The following is a 15,740-nucleotide window of genomic DNA, read 5'->3' as shown; positions in this document are numbered from 1 at the left end:
CAGCTTCTCTTTTCCGCTAGGCGGTGAAACCGACCTTGTTGAGACCGATCTGGATGCCGAGACCCAGGTGATCGGCCGTCGGCCATCCCGAGGTGTTGCCCGCGTGCGCGGCCACGGTGTTCTTGAACACCGGGATGATGTATCCCCCCTGATCGAAGAGGATCTTCTGCATTCCCTGAATCGGCGCCTTCTGCTCCTCCTGCGTCAGCATGCCGACGGCCTCGTTCCAGTACGCGTCGTATTGCGCGTTGCTGAAGAACGTCCCGTTGTACGTGGCACCCGGGGCATCGTAGATTCCGGCGATGCTGAGAAACGGAAGTGCCGGGCAGCTGTCGGTCGCCGCATACCAGCCCGGAAAGTTCGCGTAATACGATCCGGTGTCTTTCACCTGGACGTTCGCCTTGAGCCCGATGTCATTTGCCGCCTGGGCGACGATCTCGCAGATCGACTGGAACTCACCGGCAATGGTGACGAACGTGACCTCGTCGCCCTCGGCGCCGGCCTTCTTGATCAGCGCCTTCGCGCCGGCGAGGTCACGCGTCCGGACCAGGGACTCGTCGAACGCCGGGTCGTACTTTCCGTAGACGTCGTTGGCGATGACCCCGTGCCCGCCGTACACGACCTCGAGGATCTGGTCACGGTCGACCGCCATCTTGATCGCGGTTCGCACGTTGTTGTCGGCGAACTCACCGCTGTCGGTACGCATCAGAATGAACTGGGACAACCCCGACGGTGCGTCGATCACACCGAATCTCGGGTCCTGGTGGAATCGGTTGAATGACGTCACCGGCAGATTCATACACAGGTCGATCGCGCCGGACGACAACGCATTGACCCGGGCATTCGGGTCGACGATCGGTGTCAGTTGCACCTCGTCGAGATAGGCGACGTCGCCCCAGTAGTTGTCGAACCGGACCAATGTCGTCGTGTCGCCTGAGCGTGACCTGAACTTGAAGGGGCCCGTGCCGATCGGGGCATCCCCCTTCTTCCACCCGGCGGGAGCCAATCCGGTGGTGCCGCGCTGCGACAGCGCGATCGGAAAGTACCCCGAGGGCCCGGTGAGGTCGAATCGGACCGTGTGGTCGTCGAGCTTCTTCATGGATTCGAGAATCTGGAATCCGCTCGAGCTCATGGCGCCGGTGGCCGGGTCCTTGATCACACCGTAGGTGTAGATCATGTCGTCGGCGTCGACGGTCTTCCCGTTGTGGAACTCGATTCCCTTCTTCAGCTTGACGATCCACTGCTGCCCGTTGTTGGCCGGCTCGATGGATTCGCACAGCAGGTCGGTCATCTGGAATGTCTGGTCATCAGGCGAACGGATCGGTTCGAACAGGCTGACACCGATCCACTCGGCGTCCGACGTGTTCGGGCTGTACGGGGTGAACACGCTGGTGGCTCCGCCACTGATGATCCCGACCCGCATCGTCCCGCCCTTCTGCGGTGGTGCAGACGGTCCGGTCGCGCCGCTACCGGACTCCCCCGAGGCGCACGCGGCCAGCAGGCTCGTGCCCGCCACCGCCACCCCACCGAGGCCCATGTACTTCAGCAGGTCCCGCCGATTCATTCGCGGCCCGTTCAGATTGCTCACTTGTGTTCTCCAGGGTTCAGGGAATGGGAGAGATCGACGCCGTCGGCGATTCTCTTGCTCGTCGACTCCCGCGCGACCGGGGACGAATCGACATGGTGCAGGCGCTCACGGCGATCGATCGCTCATCGGCCGGACGCGGGCGCCGCCCCCTCACGTCTGCCCACCGGGCCCGGGTGCGAGCACCGTGGACACGACGTCATGCCGGCCATCGACGGATCCTCGCACCGTCAGGATCGGTGGCAACGCGATCGGCATCGACCAGATGGCCGTCTTTCACAACGGTTTTGGGAACGAGATCGCCCCGTTTGGTGGCGTACTCCAGCTTCGTGCGATATCCGTGTCGGGGTTCGGTCTCCGACGTCGTCCGGCCATCCGGCCGAAAGTGTGGCAGAACCTGTTCGGCGAACAGCCCGGCGGACTTGTTGACCAGCCACGCGGGTATCGCACCGTTGTCGAGCGAAACCAGGAGCCGTCCCGACCCGGTACTGTCGAGCAGCTCGTCGATCCCGGCGATCACCGTGTCAGGCGAACCGGTGATGATCCACCGGTTGTCGAGGACGTCGTCGAATGTCGTCGTCCCGACATCTTCACCCCACCCGCCGCGGCGAATCCCTCGAATCGAGTTGACCGAGGTGTACCCGGGCGGGAACAGGTCGTACTCCTCCATCGCCAGGTAGTTCTGGTACGTCCAGTCGGTGTACGCCTCGATCTCCTTGCGGGCCGATGCATCGGTCTCCGAGACGAAGATGTCGATGCTGAGCTGACTCTGCCGCGGATCCGGATCGTAACCTTCGGCTCTGCACAGCTCGCGGAAACGCTCGAGGATCTTGATGGTCATGCCGCGATCGTTCAGCTGCGACTGGTATCCGAATCGCCGCCTCGCGGCAATCTCCAAGGTCTCCTGCGAACCGCCACTGGGCAGTACGAACTCGATGTCGTGAGCGGGCTTCGGCCACACGTTGACGTATTCGTGGTTGAAGAAGCGTCCCCGCCAGCTGAACGGCTCGGTCTCGTACAACGCCTTGAGGAGGAGTTCTGTGCCCTCGTTGTGGCGCAGTCGTGCCGTCGCCGGATTCAGGCCCAGCCCATGGTAGGAGCTACCCAGACCCATGGGCAGCCCGACGAGCAACCGCCCCTGGCACATGGTGTCGACCGCCGCGATCTCCTCGGCGAGCCGGATCGGTGACCGATAGGCATTGAGCAACGGCCCGAGAACCATGATCTTCACCGACGACGTGCGTGCCGCCAGCCAGGCCGCACCCAACATCGCGTTGGGGATCAGACCGGCAGGCCCGTTGTGCTGCTCGGTGATGGCGACGCCGTCGAATCCCAGCTTCTCGAGACCGACAAGCGTCTCGAGCTGATCCTCGATCTGACGCTGCCCCTGCATCCTGTCGTAATAGCTGCCGGGCATGTCGACGAAGATCGACCGATGCGGGCGGTCAGCGGAGTAGGGGACGTAGGGATATCCGCTTTCCATCAGCCCGAAGAACTCCACCGCACGGCTCATCGCGCACCCGCCCTGACATGGTCGATGATCGACGTGGCGATCACTGCGGGCTGTTCGAGCACCATCCCGTGACCGGACGGTCCTCGGTCGTCTCCCCCGACCACTCGCAACTCTGCACCCGGGATCAGATCCGCAAAACGTTGGGCGGCACCATGATACAGCCGGTCCTCCTCGGGCGCGAGAACGAGCGTCGGCGACTCGATCCGCCGGAGCCGATAGTCGAACTTGATGTCGTAGCGCGGGTTGAAGGTGAGGACGGCCGCCGTGGCGCCCTCGGCGAATCTCCGGATGCCGTCCTCGAACTCGCCCTCCTGGCCGAGTTCGGCGATCAATTCCGCTCCGCGACCGTTGAACAGGGCATCGTGACCGGTGCCGTCGACCGGACGAAACGGATCTGCCCAGTGAACGGTGGGATCCGTCCGCACGCCGTGCGGCGCGATCAGCGTGAGACTGGCGAATCGTCCCGGATAGAAGGCCGCGAGATTCGCCGCCAGCCAGGCCCCCAACGAATTGCCCACCAGGTGCACCGGCTCGGTGCCGAGTGTGCGCAGCAGGGTGTCGTAGTGAAGAATCCAGTCCTCCCACTCATCCCATTCGGCGGGGCGGGGGGTATCACCGAATCCCGGATGCTCGGGCGCGATCAGATCGACATCGTTCGACAGGAACCGGTGCACCGGCAGCCAGGCACGTGTGGCCTCCGCACCATGGAGGTACACGACCACCTCGCCGGCCCCATCGCGGCGATATGCCGTTGGCACGCCGTCGATATCGATGATCGTCGGCTGGGTCCAGTACTTCCAGTCGCGGCTCGGGAAGTCGTCTACACTCATTCCGCGACGAGTTCCCGCACGACGCCACGCACCGCGATGGCCTCGAGTTCCATCAGCATCGCCGGATGCGCGAGGGTCACATTGCCCAGCAGCGCACCCGATGCCGGCGGCGCTTCGCCGAATGCGTCGAGAACCGCCTTCGCCAGGTCGGGCGCAAACGCCATGTCGGTCACGTACGGACGCAGCAGAATAACCTCATCCAGAGTGAAACCCTCACGCTGCAAAAGTGATTCGATGTTCTTGATCGCCTGGACGGACTGTTCGTATGCGGTCTCGGGCATGGTGCCGTCGGGACTCATCCCACTCAGCCCGGACACGATGACGGTGTCATCGCCGGCCAGGGTGAGGCACGCGGGGTGCGGCGTACCCACCGGCCGGTACGCCTTCCATACCGATGTCGTCGATTCGGTCATGAGATGTGCTCCTCGCTGTAGGTATGTCGTCGCTGTAGGTGTGTCGTCCTCGTGGTCGGGAACCCGACGCCGGAATGCAGTCAGTCAATACGACCGACCGCCACCCGGTCCGTCGACGGTCCGTTCACCGAACCGTCGACGGATAATGCCTGGTCACAACCGATCTCGGACGCGGAAGACCCCTGCCGCAGCCCGGCGCACCAACGCCTCGGGAGCGCCCAGAGGCGGCCACGTGGCGTGCCGGTTCCCCCGCAGCAGGTCATAGGCGGCGTAGTCGGGATCTGTTGCCGCTGCGGCGATCCGGCCCGCGTTCCACGATGCGAGGACTCCGTTGCTCGAGGTGGCGACCGCGGTGGGAGAAATCCGCTCCAGCAGCGGCGTCTCCTCCACGGTGGAGGCGATCGCGCCTTCCCAACTGCTCTCGAAGGCCGCATCCCCCAATGCCGGGAACGTATCCCGGAGTTCGGCGCGGATCCGGTCGGCGAGGCCGGGTCCGTCGATGCTGTCGAAGAGGGTACCGATTCCGAAGAGCAGCCGGTTGCCCGGAAGCCGCCGGAAGTACCGGGAGAACACGACGATCTCCGACGTCGCGAGCCAGGACGGGAGCACACTGTCGAGAAGGCGCTCGTCGATCGGCTCGGTCACGGCGATCTGTGAGTACCCGGTCAGCAGAAGCCGACCGATCGAGGGGACCACCCGGCCGGTGCCTGTACCCGCAGCCACCACCAGCCGACGACCATGGACCTCACCGGCCTCGGTCACCACGGTGACACGATCGCGGCGTGCATGGATTCCGGTGGCGGCGCTTCCTTCGGCGATGACCACACCCTGAGCTTCCGCAGACGCGGCAAGGGCCTCGAGCAGCCGGTAGGGGTTGATCGTGATGTTGTCCGGTTCATAGAGGCCGCCGGTGTACCTGTCCGAGGCCACGAACTCCCGGAGTTCACCGGAATCGAGGAACCGGCGAGCGGCTCGCACCGAGTCCGACCCCGCGACAGACGATCTGGCCAACTGCGCGGCCTGCCGACGGGTCGTCGCCAGCCGTATGGTGCCCTGCCGGAGGTCGACGTCCGCGCCGCTCTCGGCGACGAACGCGACCAGTTCGGCAGCGGCGGCGCCCAGCGACTCGTCCACCGTCGCCGAGTCCTCGGCCTCGCCCAGATGTGTTCCCTCACTCAGGAGCAGGATTCCGCCGTTGCGGCCGGACGCACCCGCTCCGGTCCGATCCTTCTCGAGAACGATCACCGACATCCCGGATCGGGCGAACGCCGTCGCTGCCGAGATCCCGGCGTATCCGCCGCCGATGACCACCGCGTCGTAGGACGACGTCCCGCTCAGCGGCGGCCGCTCAGGGGTGCTGATTCCTTGGGTGTAATACGTCTGCTGCGCCATGGCGACAGGCTAGGTTTGGCGCTCCGGACGGCGTCACCACCGGGTCCGCTGAGCGGTCCGCCACGTGGAAACCGCAGCGACACAGAGTCAGTGTTGTCTGGCGAAGGGCCCGTCATCGAGAGAGCCGGGTCGCACCCATCCGGGCGCCATCGCCCCCGGCGAGCGACCCGGCCTTATCTGCACTGGAGGATCTGAACAGTGAAATTCGGGATCATATCCGAGGCCCAGGTGAATCGGGGCATGTCGTACGGCGTGCGCCTGCGCGAGGCCATCAAGGAACTGGTCTTCGCCGAGGAGATGGGTTTCGACTTCATCGGCACGTCCGAACAGCACTTCATGGAGGGACAGTGGTCGATCTCCGCACCGGAGATCATCATGCCGATCCTCGCCGAGCGCACCCACACCATCAAGGTGCGCCAGATGGCGATCACGTCGCTGGGGTTCAATCATCCCCTGCGTGTCGCCGAACGGGTCGCCACGATGGACATCCTCTCCGGCGGCCGATTCGAGTTCGCGACGGCGCGGTCGAACAACGAGAAGTACATGCGCGGCTTCGGCATCGATCCCACCAGGACCCGCGAAGAGTGGCGTGAGCACACCGAGATCGTGATCCGCGCACTGACCGAGGATTCGGTGACCTTCCATGGCGAGTTCTACGACATCGACGACGTCTCGGTCAATCCGCGTCTGGAGAGCCGGGAACTCCCACCGATCTACGTCACCGCGACGAGCCCGGAAAGCCACTACACCGCAGGAACATTGGGCCTGGGCCTGATGACCGCGGACAGCTACCTCGGGTGGGAGTACCAGCAACTGGTGGTCGACGAGTACCGCCGGGGCCTCGCAGAGGCCGCGCCCATCGGTGGTCTGTACCCGATCAACCCGCACGTGACGGGCTTCACCTTCCCCGCCTACTGCGCCGCGTCGAAGGACGAGGCCTTCGCCGATGCCGGGGTCACCATGAAGGCCCTGATCAAGAGTGTCGAAGATCTCGCGGCCGGGCTCGCAGGCACCCAGGCGCCCGGCTACCAGTACTGGCGACAGCTCCACGAGAACATCCAGAAGCACGGTGACGACCTCGAGTACCTCAACGATTCCTCACCGATGCTGATGGTCGGCGACCCCGACTTCTTCATCGAGCGGTGCGAACGGCTCGAGAGCATGGGGATCGACGAGGTGGTACTCAAGATCGACGGATACGGTCACTCCAAGACCCTCAAGACCATCGAGGTGATCGGCAAGTATGTGATCCCGCACTTCAAGACCCGTCGTGGGTCCATCCCCGAGAACGCATTCGTTCGCGCCGGGATCGATGGTGTTGGAAGGTTCGAGCTCTGAGTCGCGTGGGCACCAGCCGCCGTCGCCGCACCGGAGACCTCCCGGTGCGGCGACGGCGTCGTGACCGCGCCTCGTGAATTCGTATGGGAATCCTGTCAATTCGTATGGGAGCCCTGGAGAATCCCCGACGGGTCGTGGGCCGCGCGGATCTCGGTCAACCGGCGCCCGATCGCCGGTTCCCATGCTTCGGCCACCTCGCCCGGTGCGTTCGCCGGACCGATGTAGTTCGGGAGGGTGCCCACGCTCCGAAGACGCCCCACCGCGGCATGGAGCGCACGGATGTGTTCCGGGATCCCCGTGCCGATCAGATCCGGTCGTGTCCCGATCGCGTGGAGGGCGAAGGCCGCTCCACGTCCGGTCACCGCGTTCGACGAGGTGCGTGGGGAGCACAGCGCACCACCGAGCCGCTGCAGGCCGACGGAATCCAGTGGTACCGCGTCACGAGAATGCCGCGGCCCGACCAGATCGAGAATCGCGTCGAGCGCCTCGTCGTCGACCGCGTCGAGGTAGACGCCTCCGTCCGTGACCACCGTCGGCGGCAGCATGTCGTGGTGAACACGTCCGGGCTCGTGGAATATCGGCGTCGCGATCCCGAGCAGCGGCGAGGCCAGCGCCAGTCCCCTGTTCTCCTCGCCGACATGGACATTCGCGATCCCGAGAACCGTCCGTCCCCGGATCGCCGCTGGTGAATCCCGATCGTCGGGCACCCGGAGGATCTGGGCCGAGGTGTTCATCTCGTCCGGCAGATCTGCGCACCAGCGAACCCATGCCCGCAGGACGGGTTCGATATGGCGGTCATCGAAATACCAGGCATTCCCATGGATATCGGCGGTCGGGACGAGGCGGACCGTCATGGCCGTCACGATGCCCAGACCGTGGTTGCCACCACGCAGCGCCCAGAACAGATCCGGATGGTGTTCGTCGTCGACGACGAGCCGCCTGCCAGTGCCGGTGACGACCTCGAAGCACAGAACGGAATCGGCGGCGTATCCGTGGGTCCGTCCGAGCGGCCCCAGGCCACCACCCAGGACATATCCGACGGCGCCCACACCCGGATCCGAGCCGGCCAGCGGAGCCAGTCCCATCGGCCCGGTGAGCGCCGCCACCTCATGCCACGTCGTGCCGGCCCCGATCCGTACCGTCGCTGCACCAGCATCGACATCGACTGATCGTAAACCACTGGTACGCAGAACGATTCCGTCACTGATGCCGCGATGGAAGCCGTGTCCCCCACCCAGCGCGGTGACCGGGACACCCGCACGCACGGCCGACTCGACGACGACTCGGACGTCGGCGACGTCGGCCGGCTCCACCACGACCGGGGGTGTGTGCTCGAACGCGAGGTGGAACCCGGCGACCAAACGCGGGTACTCCGGGTCACCGGGCTCGGCGACCACTCCGCGCATCCGAGATCGCAGGTCCGTCACGACGTCGGCGGACACGGTTCCCGTGGTCACCGCCCACCTCCCGCCGGTTCATCGAACGCGTCGGCGGGATACGCCGTCCGGGTCGGCATGTGTCCTCTCACGATCACTCCTCACGATGGGTGTCTGTTGTCGGCTCCACGGAGGATCACAAGCCCGTCCGGAGCCCCTCAACGCAGCGGTTCGCTGAGCGAACCCTCCCCGGTTGTCCAGATGGACAACTTTTCCGGCCCGTAACAATCCGGGTGCCGATCCGCAACACACGCGACCGACGATGCTGTTGTCCACCTGGAAAACAGGATCATCCGCAACGCGCGTTGGATCAAGACGTGAGGTACGCACCATGGCCGGAACCATCCGACAGACCGACACCGCACCCGCCGATCGCATCGACGACCCCGCCGCTCATGCGGCATCGGTCCTGGGCAAGGCCACTGCGATCTTCGCCGCCTTCACCGACGGCCCGACCACGATGGGCCTCACCGAACTGAGCCGTCGGTCCGGCGTCCCGAAGGCCAGTGCGCATCGCCTCGCCGTCGAATTGTCGACCCTCGGCATGCTCACCCGGACCCCGGACGGCTATCAGCTGGGCTGGCGCATGTTCGAACTCGGCCAGCTGGTCCCGGGGCCGGCGGGACTACGCGCGCTGGCCCGGCCCACACTCACCGATCTCCGTTCCGCCACCCACGGCGTCGTGCATCTCGCGATCCCCCAGGAGGACCGATGCGTGTACCTCGAACGGTTCGCCGGCCGCCGCGACCGGCACGTGCTGGGTTCGGTCGGTCATCGAGTACCTCTGCACGCCACTGCTTCTGGGCACCTGTTCCTGGCCTACTCCGAGACCGACCGGTGTTCCGGGCTGGACTCGTCGGCTCTCGAGCGCCTCGGCGTGCGCGACCGGTCGGCGCTCACCGCGCGATTCGCCGACATCCGCGAACGCCGCCACACCACCGAGAACCAGATGTGCGTGGCGGGCTTCAAGACGACTGCCGTTCCGGTGTTCCATCCCGGGACATCCAGGATCTTCGCGGCGATCTCGGTGACCCGCACATCCGAGCGTCGCGACGACCAGCCCGTTCTGCACGCACTGTGGGCGGCGGCGAACGACATCATGCAGGGTCTTCGGCGAGCGGTGGGTGCATCGACCCACGAGGGAATCCGGCTCGTCAGCTGATCCACCGTTGTCGTCCGTGCTGATCTCGGCACCGGTGCTGATCTCGGCCCGTGCCGAACTCGACCCGGCGATGACTCCGCACCCGGGATTCCGCACCCGAGAGTTACTGTGTACCAAGCGGGTCCACTGTTCGGACCCGCCGGTTCACCTCACCGGCCGCGATGGCGACACTGCGTGTGTGACCCCAGACATCGACACCCCAGACATCGTGACACCGGAGATCGACACCGTGGCCCTGCTCAGACGCCTCGAACGGCTCGAGGCCGAGGCAGACATCCGACGCCTTCAGACCCGGTACATGTTCCTCTGCGACACCCCCAATCCCGAGTTCGGTGTGGCCGACGACACCGAGCGCATCGAACTCATCCTCGAGCTCTACACCGACGACGCCATCTGGGAGGGCGTCGGTGAGTACTACGACAACCAGTTCGGCAAAGCCGTGGGCAAGGACGCGCTCCGGGCACACTTCAACCGGTTCTGGCCGAAGGACCAGGACCCGAAGCTCCTGCTGAACGTGCACTACCTGACCTCCGAGCAGATCCACGTCCACGGCGACGGGCGGCATGCCGACGGCCAGTGGATCCACTTCCAGCCGTGGCTGTTCGGCGACGGTACGGGGTTGATCCGCGGCAGCCGGCTCAACAATCTCTTCCGGAAGGTGGATGGCGCGTGGAAGATCTCCCGTACCCGCACCGAGAACGCCTTCATCGTGCCGTTGCCAGACAACTTTGTCAGCGACTTCCCTTCCGCCTCGGTGCTGTTAAGGCCCTGAGGCCCTGACCGACGAGTGCGAAGCAGGAGGCCGGTACCAACGATGTGGTCCCGGCCTTCTGCTTCTCATGAGCATGGTCACCTCACGATGATTGGCTCAGCCCCTTTCCTCGTCCGCCCACTCGGCGTCGGCCTCCCAGGATTCGATGCCACTCGGGCCACGACTGTGTCGCCACGGAGAGGTCCGTCGGAGCAGCGGCTCCACGGTCGCGGTGACCCGATCCGCAGCCTCGGGCCCGTCGACGGGAACCCCCCAGTGCACCCAGCCGAGCTCATGGCCGGTCGCGCGGTCGTGGACGAACAGGTCGACGTGCTTCCACCCCCACCCGTGGGTGTCGTTGTAGCAGGTCAGGGTCATCCGTGTGGCCGACCCGGCCTGCGGCAAGACAGTCATCGGGCAGCCGTGCCGACGCCACGGAAAGACCGCTGAAAGTAGACCAGTCCGCCCGCTTCCGGTGCGGTCAGAACCATGTCGATCTCGACGAAGGCAACCGTGTGCGAGCCTTGATGTGCGATCGACCCGATCCGCCCGACCAGCGATGCCGCGGCACCGGTCAGCACCGGCACACCGTGGGTCTCGACGTCCCATCGCGGATCGTCGAAGCGACGCTCCCGCGGGATCTCGGTGGCGTTGGCGAACACCAACGCCACGTCCTCGTGCTCGCTGCCGAGGATGTTGATCCCGATCCGCGCGTTCCCGATGAAGGCATCATGACTCGTCGCGGACTTGTTGATGCACACCGCCATCGTCGGCGGGCCGTCGGTCACCGAGCAGACCGCGGTCACCGTGGTGCCCGCGCGACCGAGTTCGCCGTCGGTCGTGACGATGTTGACACCGGCGGGCAGCCCGGCCATGGCCGAACGGAATTCTCGTTGGGTGGGGGTGAGCTCGGTTGTCATCGTGACCACCGTTCCTCCTCGTGATGCGTTGCTCCGGGCATTCCCCGGCCTGCACTGGGAATCTAGGTCGCCGCCCCGCACGGGTGTCAGGGTCAGGTTCGCTCACCGGACCATGTCGTGGCTGCCGGCAGTCCGCTTCGCCGACCATTGCTGCATCGTCGAACCAAGGAGTGCCGAGAACATGACCGAAACCCTGGGGTCCCCAACGGATGTCGAGTGGGATCCCGTTCTGGCCGAGCTCGCCGAGCGCCGCAACGAATTCCATGAACTCCGTCACGTGCCGAAGGACTTCATCGAGAAACTCAAACCTCTCGGGGTCTATCGGTCGGCGACCCCGGCCCGGTTCGGCGGCCGACCGATGCCCCCGGCCGACTTCCTGAGGATCGTGGAGAAGGTGGCGACGGTGGACGGCTCCACCGGATGGGTGGTGGCGTTCGCGTCGGCGCTGACCTATCTCGCCGCCCTGCCCCTCGACACCCAGGCCGAGTTGTACAAGGACGGACCCGACGTCGTCTACGCCGGCGGACTCTTTCCGATGCAGAAGGCGGCGGAGACCGACAAGGGCTACCTCGTCAACGGCCGCTGGCAGTTCGCGAGCGGATGTATGGGTGCCGACTGGATCGGCGTGGGCCTGCTCGACGACGCTGCGGGGGGACGGCCGCGGACAGCGGTGCTGCCCGCCGCACAGGTCGAGATCGTCGACGCGTGGGACGTGAGCGGCATGCGGGCCTCGGGATCGTTCGACACCATCGTGCGTGACGTCGAGGTGCCCCGGGAGTGGACGTTCGTGCGGGGCGGACCATCGCTCATCACCGACGAGCCACTGTTCCGCTATCCGGTGGTCGCCTACCAGGCCCAGATCCACGCCGCGGTCGGGCTCGGCGTGGCCCAGGCCGCCCTGGGGTATGCCGTGGACAACGGCGCCTACACCGGGATCACCGGGGCCACACCGGTGGGTGCCCGCGCCTACTATCGCCTCGACGTGGCAAAGGCCTATGCCGCACTGCATTCGGCTCGATCGTGGTACTTCGACGTCGCCGACGAGGTGTGGCAGACGCTACTGGCCGGCGATGACATCACCGCCGATCAGATCGCCCGGGTCCGATTGTCGGCGGTGAACGTCTCCGACACCTCGTCACAGGTGGTCCACAGCCTCGGTGCGGTGTCGGGGGCGGCGATCATCGCCAACAGCCACCCCTTCAACCGCCTCCGGCTCGATGCCCAGGTCCCACAGCTCCACGCGACCCTCGGCCAGGGTATCTACGACGCCGCGGGGGCCGTGCTGATGGGCCTGGAACCGACGCTTCCCGGATTCCTCTGAGCACCACCATCAATCGACGGGAGATGACCGATGACCACTGAATTCACCGACGACACCATCTACGACCTGCCGCCCGCCGACCTGGTCCGCGGCGATCGTGTGGCCGGCCGGATGTACACCGACCCCGAGATCTTCGACGAAGAGATGAGCAAGATCTTCGAGAAGACCTGGGTCTGGGTTGCCCACGAATCCGAACTGCCCAAGGCCGGCTCCTTCAAGTCGACGTATGTCGGCCGACAGCCGGTCATCGTCACCCGGGATCGCAAGGGCACCATCAACACCCTGCTCAATCGATGCCGCCATCGTGGCGCGAGTGTCTGCGAGCAGCGGACGGGCACCGCCAATGGCTTCACCTGCCCGTACCACGCATGGTCCTATGGTCTCGACGGTCGCCTCCGCGGTATCCCCTACCCCGACGGCTACGAGGGGGTGATGGACAAGGAGGGGATGGGCCTGTGGCAGTTGCGCACCGAGTCCTACGGCGGGATGATCTTCGCGACCTTCGATCCCGATGCCGAGCCGCTCGAAGATCACCTCGGTGATGTCCGGCTGTGGCTCGACCGATTCATGAAGCAGGGCGGCGGCTACCCGATCAAGGTCCTCGGAACACACCGGTTCACGTTCAAGGGCAACTGGAAGATCCAGTTGGAGAACACAACCGATGGCTACCACTTCCCCATCGTGCACCGGTCCTGGATGGCCTCGGTGGATGCGGAGACCGCCGACATGATGAGCTTCATGACCGATCCCGAGTGCACCACCCACGATCTCGGGAACGGACATTCGGTGATGCAGATGGTCCCCGAGCACTCCGATCTGGACGTCGACGACGGCACCGAACCGTTGCAGCCCCGATTCGATTCGCTGGTGGCCGAGCTCACCGAACAAGGGCTCGGTGCCGACGAGGTCCGTCGACTCGTGCGCACGATGCACGGAACGGGCTTCAACCTGAACCTCTTTCCCAATGTGTCGATGTCCATCTCGTTCTTCCGGGTTCTCCGGCCGATCAGCGTCGACGAGACCTACATCGAACACGTCGCGATCGGCCCGGACGGACCCGAGGAGATCGTCGGCCCGATCAACCGGGGGCGGCTCCGTGCGCACGAACACTTCCAGGGGCCCTTCGGATTCGGTACTCCCGACGATGCGGAGGGCTGGGATCGCGTGCAGCGCGGCGCACAGGCGGCACCGGGCATGCCGATCATGGTCAACCGCGGCCTCGAGCGCGAGGTCACCAGTCCCGAGGGCTGGCCGACATCGCACGTCACCGACGAGACCGGCATGCGTGCGGCCTACACCAAATGGAAGGACATGATGACCGATGACTGACCTGATGACCACTGTCACCACATCCACGAATGATCCACGGCTGCAACGCGCCATCGACCTGATCTGGCATGAGGCCGACCTGCTCGACCACGCGGCCTACGAGGAGTGGCAGCGCCTCTACTCCGCCGACGGCCTGTACATCATCCCGATCGACCGCGACGGCAGCGACTTCGAGAACACCCTCAACATGGTCTACGACGATGCGACGATGCGGAAGTCGCGGGTCGCCCGGATGACCGAGGGGTATGCCATCGCCGCGGTCGATGCGGCTCGCACCGTCCGAACGGTGTCACGGTTCGTGCCGGTCGACGTCGCCGACGACGAGGTGACGGTGCGGGCGGCGCAGATCCTGGTGGCCTACAAGCGCCGATCACACGATCTGTGGGCCGCCGAGGTCACCCACACGGTCCGGCTCACCCCCGGTTCCGGCTCCGACCTGATCGTCCGCAAGGTGATCCGCCTGATCGACAGCGACGACGTGGTCCCAGCCGCCGGATTCCTGCTGTGAGTATCCGGGTGAGGGTGGCCGACGTCGTGTCGGAGACCGACAGCATCCGCACCCTGCGACTCGTGCGTCCCGACGGGGCGTCGTTCACCCCGTACGAGGCCGGGGCACATGTCGATGTGACCGGTCCGACCGGTGTGCTACGGCAGTACTCGCTCTGCAGTCCACCGGACGACCCGGCGTCGCTACTGATCGCGGTGAAGCGCGAACCCCACTCCCGTGGCGGCTCGCAGGCACTCCACGAGGTGAACCCCGGTGATGTCCTGACGATCGGCAGACCACGAAACCTGCTCTCGATCGCCGACGATGCCGATCGGCATCTGCTGGTGGCCGGCGGCATCGGGGTCACCCCGTTGTTGAGCATGGCCTACGCGCTGCATTCACGTGCTGCGGAGTTCACCCTGGTGTACTTCGCGCGGTCCGAGGAGGAGATGGCATTCGCCGATCTGCTGCGCACCCGGGCCGAGTTCGTCGACCGAGTTCACCTGGAGGTGGGGATCCCACGAAGCCGGCACAACGGGGTACTCGCCGGCTTCACCGACACCCTGACCCGAGCGAGTCACGTATACACCTGTGGTCCACAGGGATTCATGGACCAGGTGACCGCGGCGTTCGGGCCGGTGGTCGGCGGGGACCACGTGCACACCGAGAACTTCGTGGCCACCGAGATCGACACGAGCGGCGATCGTCCCTTTCAGGTCGAACTCGACGGCGCCGTCTACGACGTCCCCGCCGGCCGATCCATCCTCGAGGTACTCGAGGCCAACGGTATCGAGGTGTTCCGGTCCTGCAAGGAGGGCATCTGCGGATCCTGTGTCTCGGCAGTGCTCGACGGCATCCCGGACCACCGGGATCACTGCCTGTCTGCATCGGACAAGGCCTCGAACTCGGAGATCGCGCTGTGCGTATCACGGGCGCGGTCGGACAGGCTCGTGATCGAGCTCTACTGAGCCCGAACCGGTGTGGTCCGGTCACACCGGTGTCGGCGCTGCGATGGCACGGTCCGCATCGGCCGGGGCCGGTACGACGGCGCGGTGGCATGGGGTGTCGGGGCAGGGACCGGCGGGGGCTACGTCAGACCACACCCGGCCGAAACGACAATCACTGTGCGCCTGCATGAATCTCTGTCAAACAACACAGCGGGCGCACACCGGCCGGAGGGCGGCAAAGTTGTCACTGGTGCGCCTGCATGAATCTCTGTCAAACAACACAGCGGGCGCACACCGGCCGGAGGCCGGAATAGAT

General features: G+C 65.6%; 15 protein-coding genes. 7 read left to right on the top strand and 8 right to left on the bottom strand.

Features of this window, described 5'->3' with window-relative positions:
* Positions 1-16: 16 nt before the first annotated feature.
* The 5 genes from ACWDUA_RS17120 to ACWDUA_RS17100 form a co-directional block, all read right to left on the bottom strand.
* The gene (locus ACWDUA_RS17120; RefSeq protein WP_449752197.1) at positions 17-1,588 is read right to left on the bottom strand and encodes an ABC transporter substrate-binding protein; all 1,572 of its coding nucleotides are present in this window, start codon (positions 1,586-1,588) and stop codon (positions 17-19) included.
* A 196-nt stretch (positions 1,589-1,784) separates the two neighbouring features.
* Entirely contained in the window at positions 1,785-3,098 is a 1,314-nt protein-coding gene (locus ACWDUA_RS17115; RefSeq protein WP_449752196.1) for an LLM class flavin-dependent oxidoreductase, read from the bottom strand.
* Positions 3,095-3,928: an alpha/beta fold hydrolase gene (locus ACWDUA_RS17110; protein WP_449752195.1), complete on the bottom strand. Its 834-nt coding sequence runs from the start codon at positions 3,926-3,928 to the stop codon at positions 3,095-3,097. The genes ACWDUA_RS17115 and ACWDUA_RS17110 overlap by 4 nt, the downstream gene beginning before the upstream one ends.
* Positions 3,925-4,341, bottom strand: coding sequence for a Rid family hydrolase (locus ACWDUA_RS17105; RefSeq protein ID WP_449752194.1), 417 nt, complete (start codon positions 4,339-4,341; stop codon positions 3,925-3,927). The genes ACWDUA_RS17110 and ACWDUA_RS17105 overlap by 4 nt, the downstream gene beginning before the upstream one ends.
* Before the next feature lie 153 nt (positions 4,342-4,494).
* A complete protein-coding gene (locus ACWDUA_RS17100; RefSeq protein WP_449752193.1) occupies positions 4,495-5,733 on the bottom strand; it encodes an NAD(P)/FAD-dependent oxidoreductase in 1,239 nt (412 codons plus the stop codon).
* Positions 5,734-5,931: 198 nt separating this feature from the next.
* Between ACWDUA_RS17100 and ACWDUA_RS17095 the strand changes: the two genes are divergently transcribed.
* Entirely contained in the window at positions 5,932-7,071 is a 1,140-nt protein-coding gene (locus tag ACWDUA_RS17095; RefSeq protein WP_449752192.1) for an LLM class flavin-dependent oxidoreductase, read from the top strand.
* A gap of 95 nt (positions 7,072-7,166) precedes the next feature.
* Here ACWDUA_RS17095 and ACWDUA_RS17090 read toward each other — a convergent pair whose 3' ends face one another.
* Positions 7,167-8,528 carry an FAD-binding oxidoreductase gene (locus ACWDUA_RS17090; RefSeq protein WP_449752191.1) on the bottom strand — a complete coding sequence of 454 codons (1,362 nt, stop codon included), beginning with the start codon at positions 8,526-8,528 and terminating at the stop codon, positions 7,167-7,169.
* 310 nt (positions 8,529-8,838) lie between these two features.
* On the opposite strand from ACWDUA_RS17090, the gene ACWDUA_RS17085 reads away from it, so the two are divergent.
* Both ACWDUA_RS17085 and ACWDUA_RS17080 read left to right on the top strand, forming a co-directional pair.
* Positions 8,839-9,669, top strand: a complete 831-nt coding sequence (locus ACWDUA_RS17085) for an IclR family transcriptional regulator (RefSeq protein WP_449752190.1) — start codon at positions 8,839-8,841, stop codon at positions 9,667-9,669.
* 220 nt (positions 9,670-9,889) lie between these two features.
* Positions 9,890-10,441 (top strand): nuclear transport factor 2 family protein, encoded by a 552-nt coding sequence (locus ACWDUA_RS17080; RefSeq protein ID WP_449752249.1) that lies wholly within the window; start codon positions 9,890-9,892, stop codon positions 10,439-10,441.
* 96 nt (positions 10,442-10,537) lie between these two features.
* Here ACWDUA_RS17080 and ACWDUA_RS17075 read toward each other — a convergent pair whose 3' ends face one another.
* Entirely contained in the window at positions 10,538-10,834 is a 297-nt protein-coding gene (locus tag ACWDUA_RS17075) for a hypothetical protein (protein ID WP_449752189.1), read from the bottom strand.
* A complete protein-coding gene (locus ACWDUA_RS17070) occupies positions 10,831-11,340 on the bottom strand; it encodes a flavin reductase (RefSeq protein ID WP_449752248.1) in 510 nt (169 codons plus the stop codon). The genes ACWDUA_RS17075 and ACWDUA_RS17070 overlap by 4 nt, the downstream gene beginning before the upstream one ends.
* A gap of 181 nt (positions 11,341-11,521) precedes the next feature.
* Between ACWDUA_RS17070 and ACWDUA_RS17065 the strand changes: the two genes are divergently transcribed.
* From ACWDUA_RS17065 to ACWDUA_RS17050, 4 genes are read left to right on the top strand one after another with little or no spacing between them, the layout of a single operon-like run.
* A complete protein-coding gene (locus ACWDUA_RS17065; RefSeq protein ID WP_449752188.1) occupies positions 11,522-12,661 on the top strand; it encodes an acyl-CoA dehydrogenase family protein in 1,140 nt (379 codons plus the stop codon).
* A 30-nt stretch (positions 12,662-12,691) separates the two neighbouring features.
* Positions 12,692-13,990 (top strand): aromatic ring-hydroxylating oxygenase subunit alpha, encoded by a 1,299-nt coding sequence (locus ACWDUA_RS17060; RefSeq protein WP_449752187.1) that lies wholly within the window; start codon positions 12,692-12,694, stop codon positions 13,988-13,990.
* 4 nt (positions 13,991-13,994) lie between these two features.
* Positions 13,995-14,498, top strand: a complete 504-nt coding sequence (locus tag ACWDUA_RS17055; RefSeq protein WP_449752186.1) for an aromatic-ring-hydroxylating dioxygenase subunit beta — start codon at positions 13,995-13,997, stop codon at positions 14,496-14,498.
* An 8-nt stretch (positions 14,499-14,506) separates the two neighbouring features.
* On the top strand, positions 14,507-15,445 hold the full coding sequence (locus tag ACWDUA_RS17050; protein WP_449752247.1) for a PDR/VanB family oxidoreductase: 939 nt from the start codon (positions 14,507-14,509) through the stop codon (positions 15,443-15,445).
* The last annotated feature ends 295 nt before the right edge of the window (positions 15,446-15,740 follow it).

It is taken from the genome of Gordonia sp. NPDC003376, assembly GCF_053589235.1.
The sequence above is the reverse complement of the archived record's forward strand: the minus strand, read 5'-3'. Positions and strand labels throughout refer to the sequence as shown.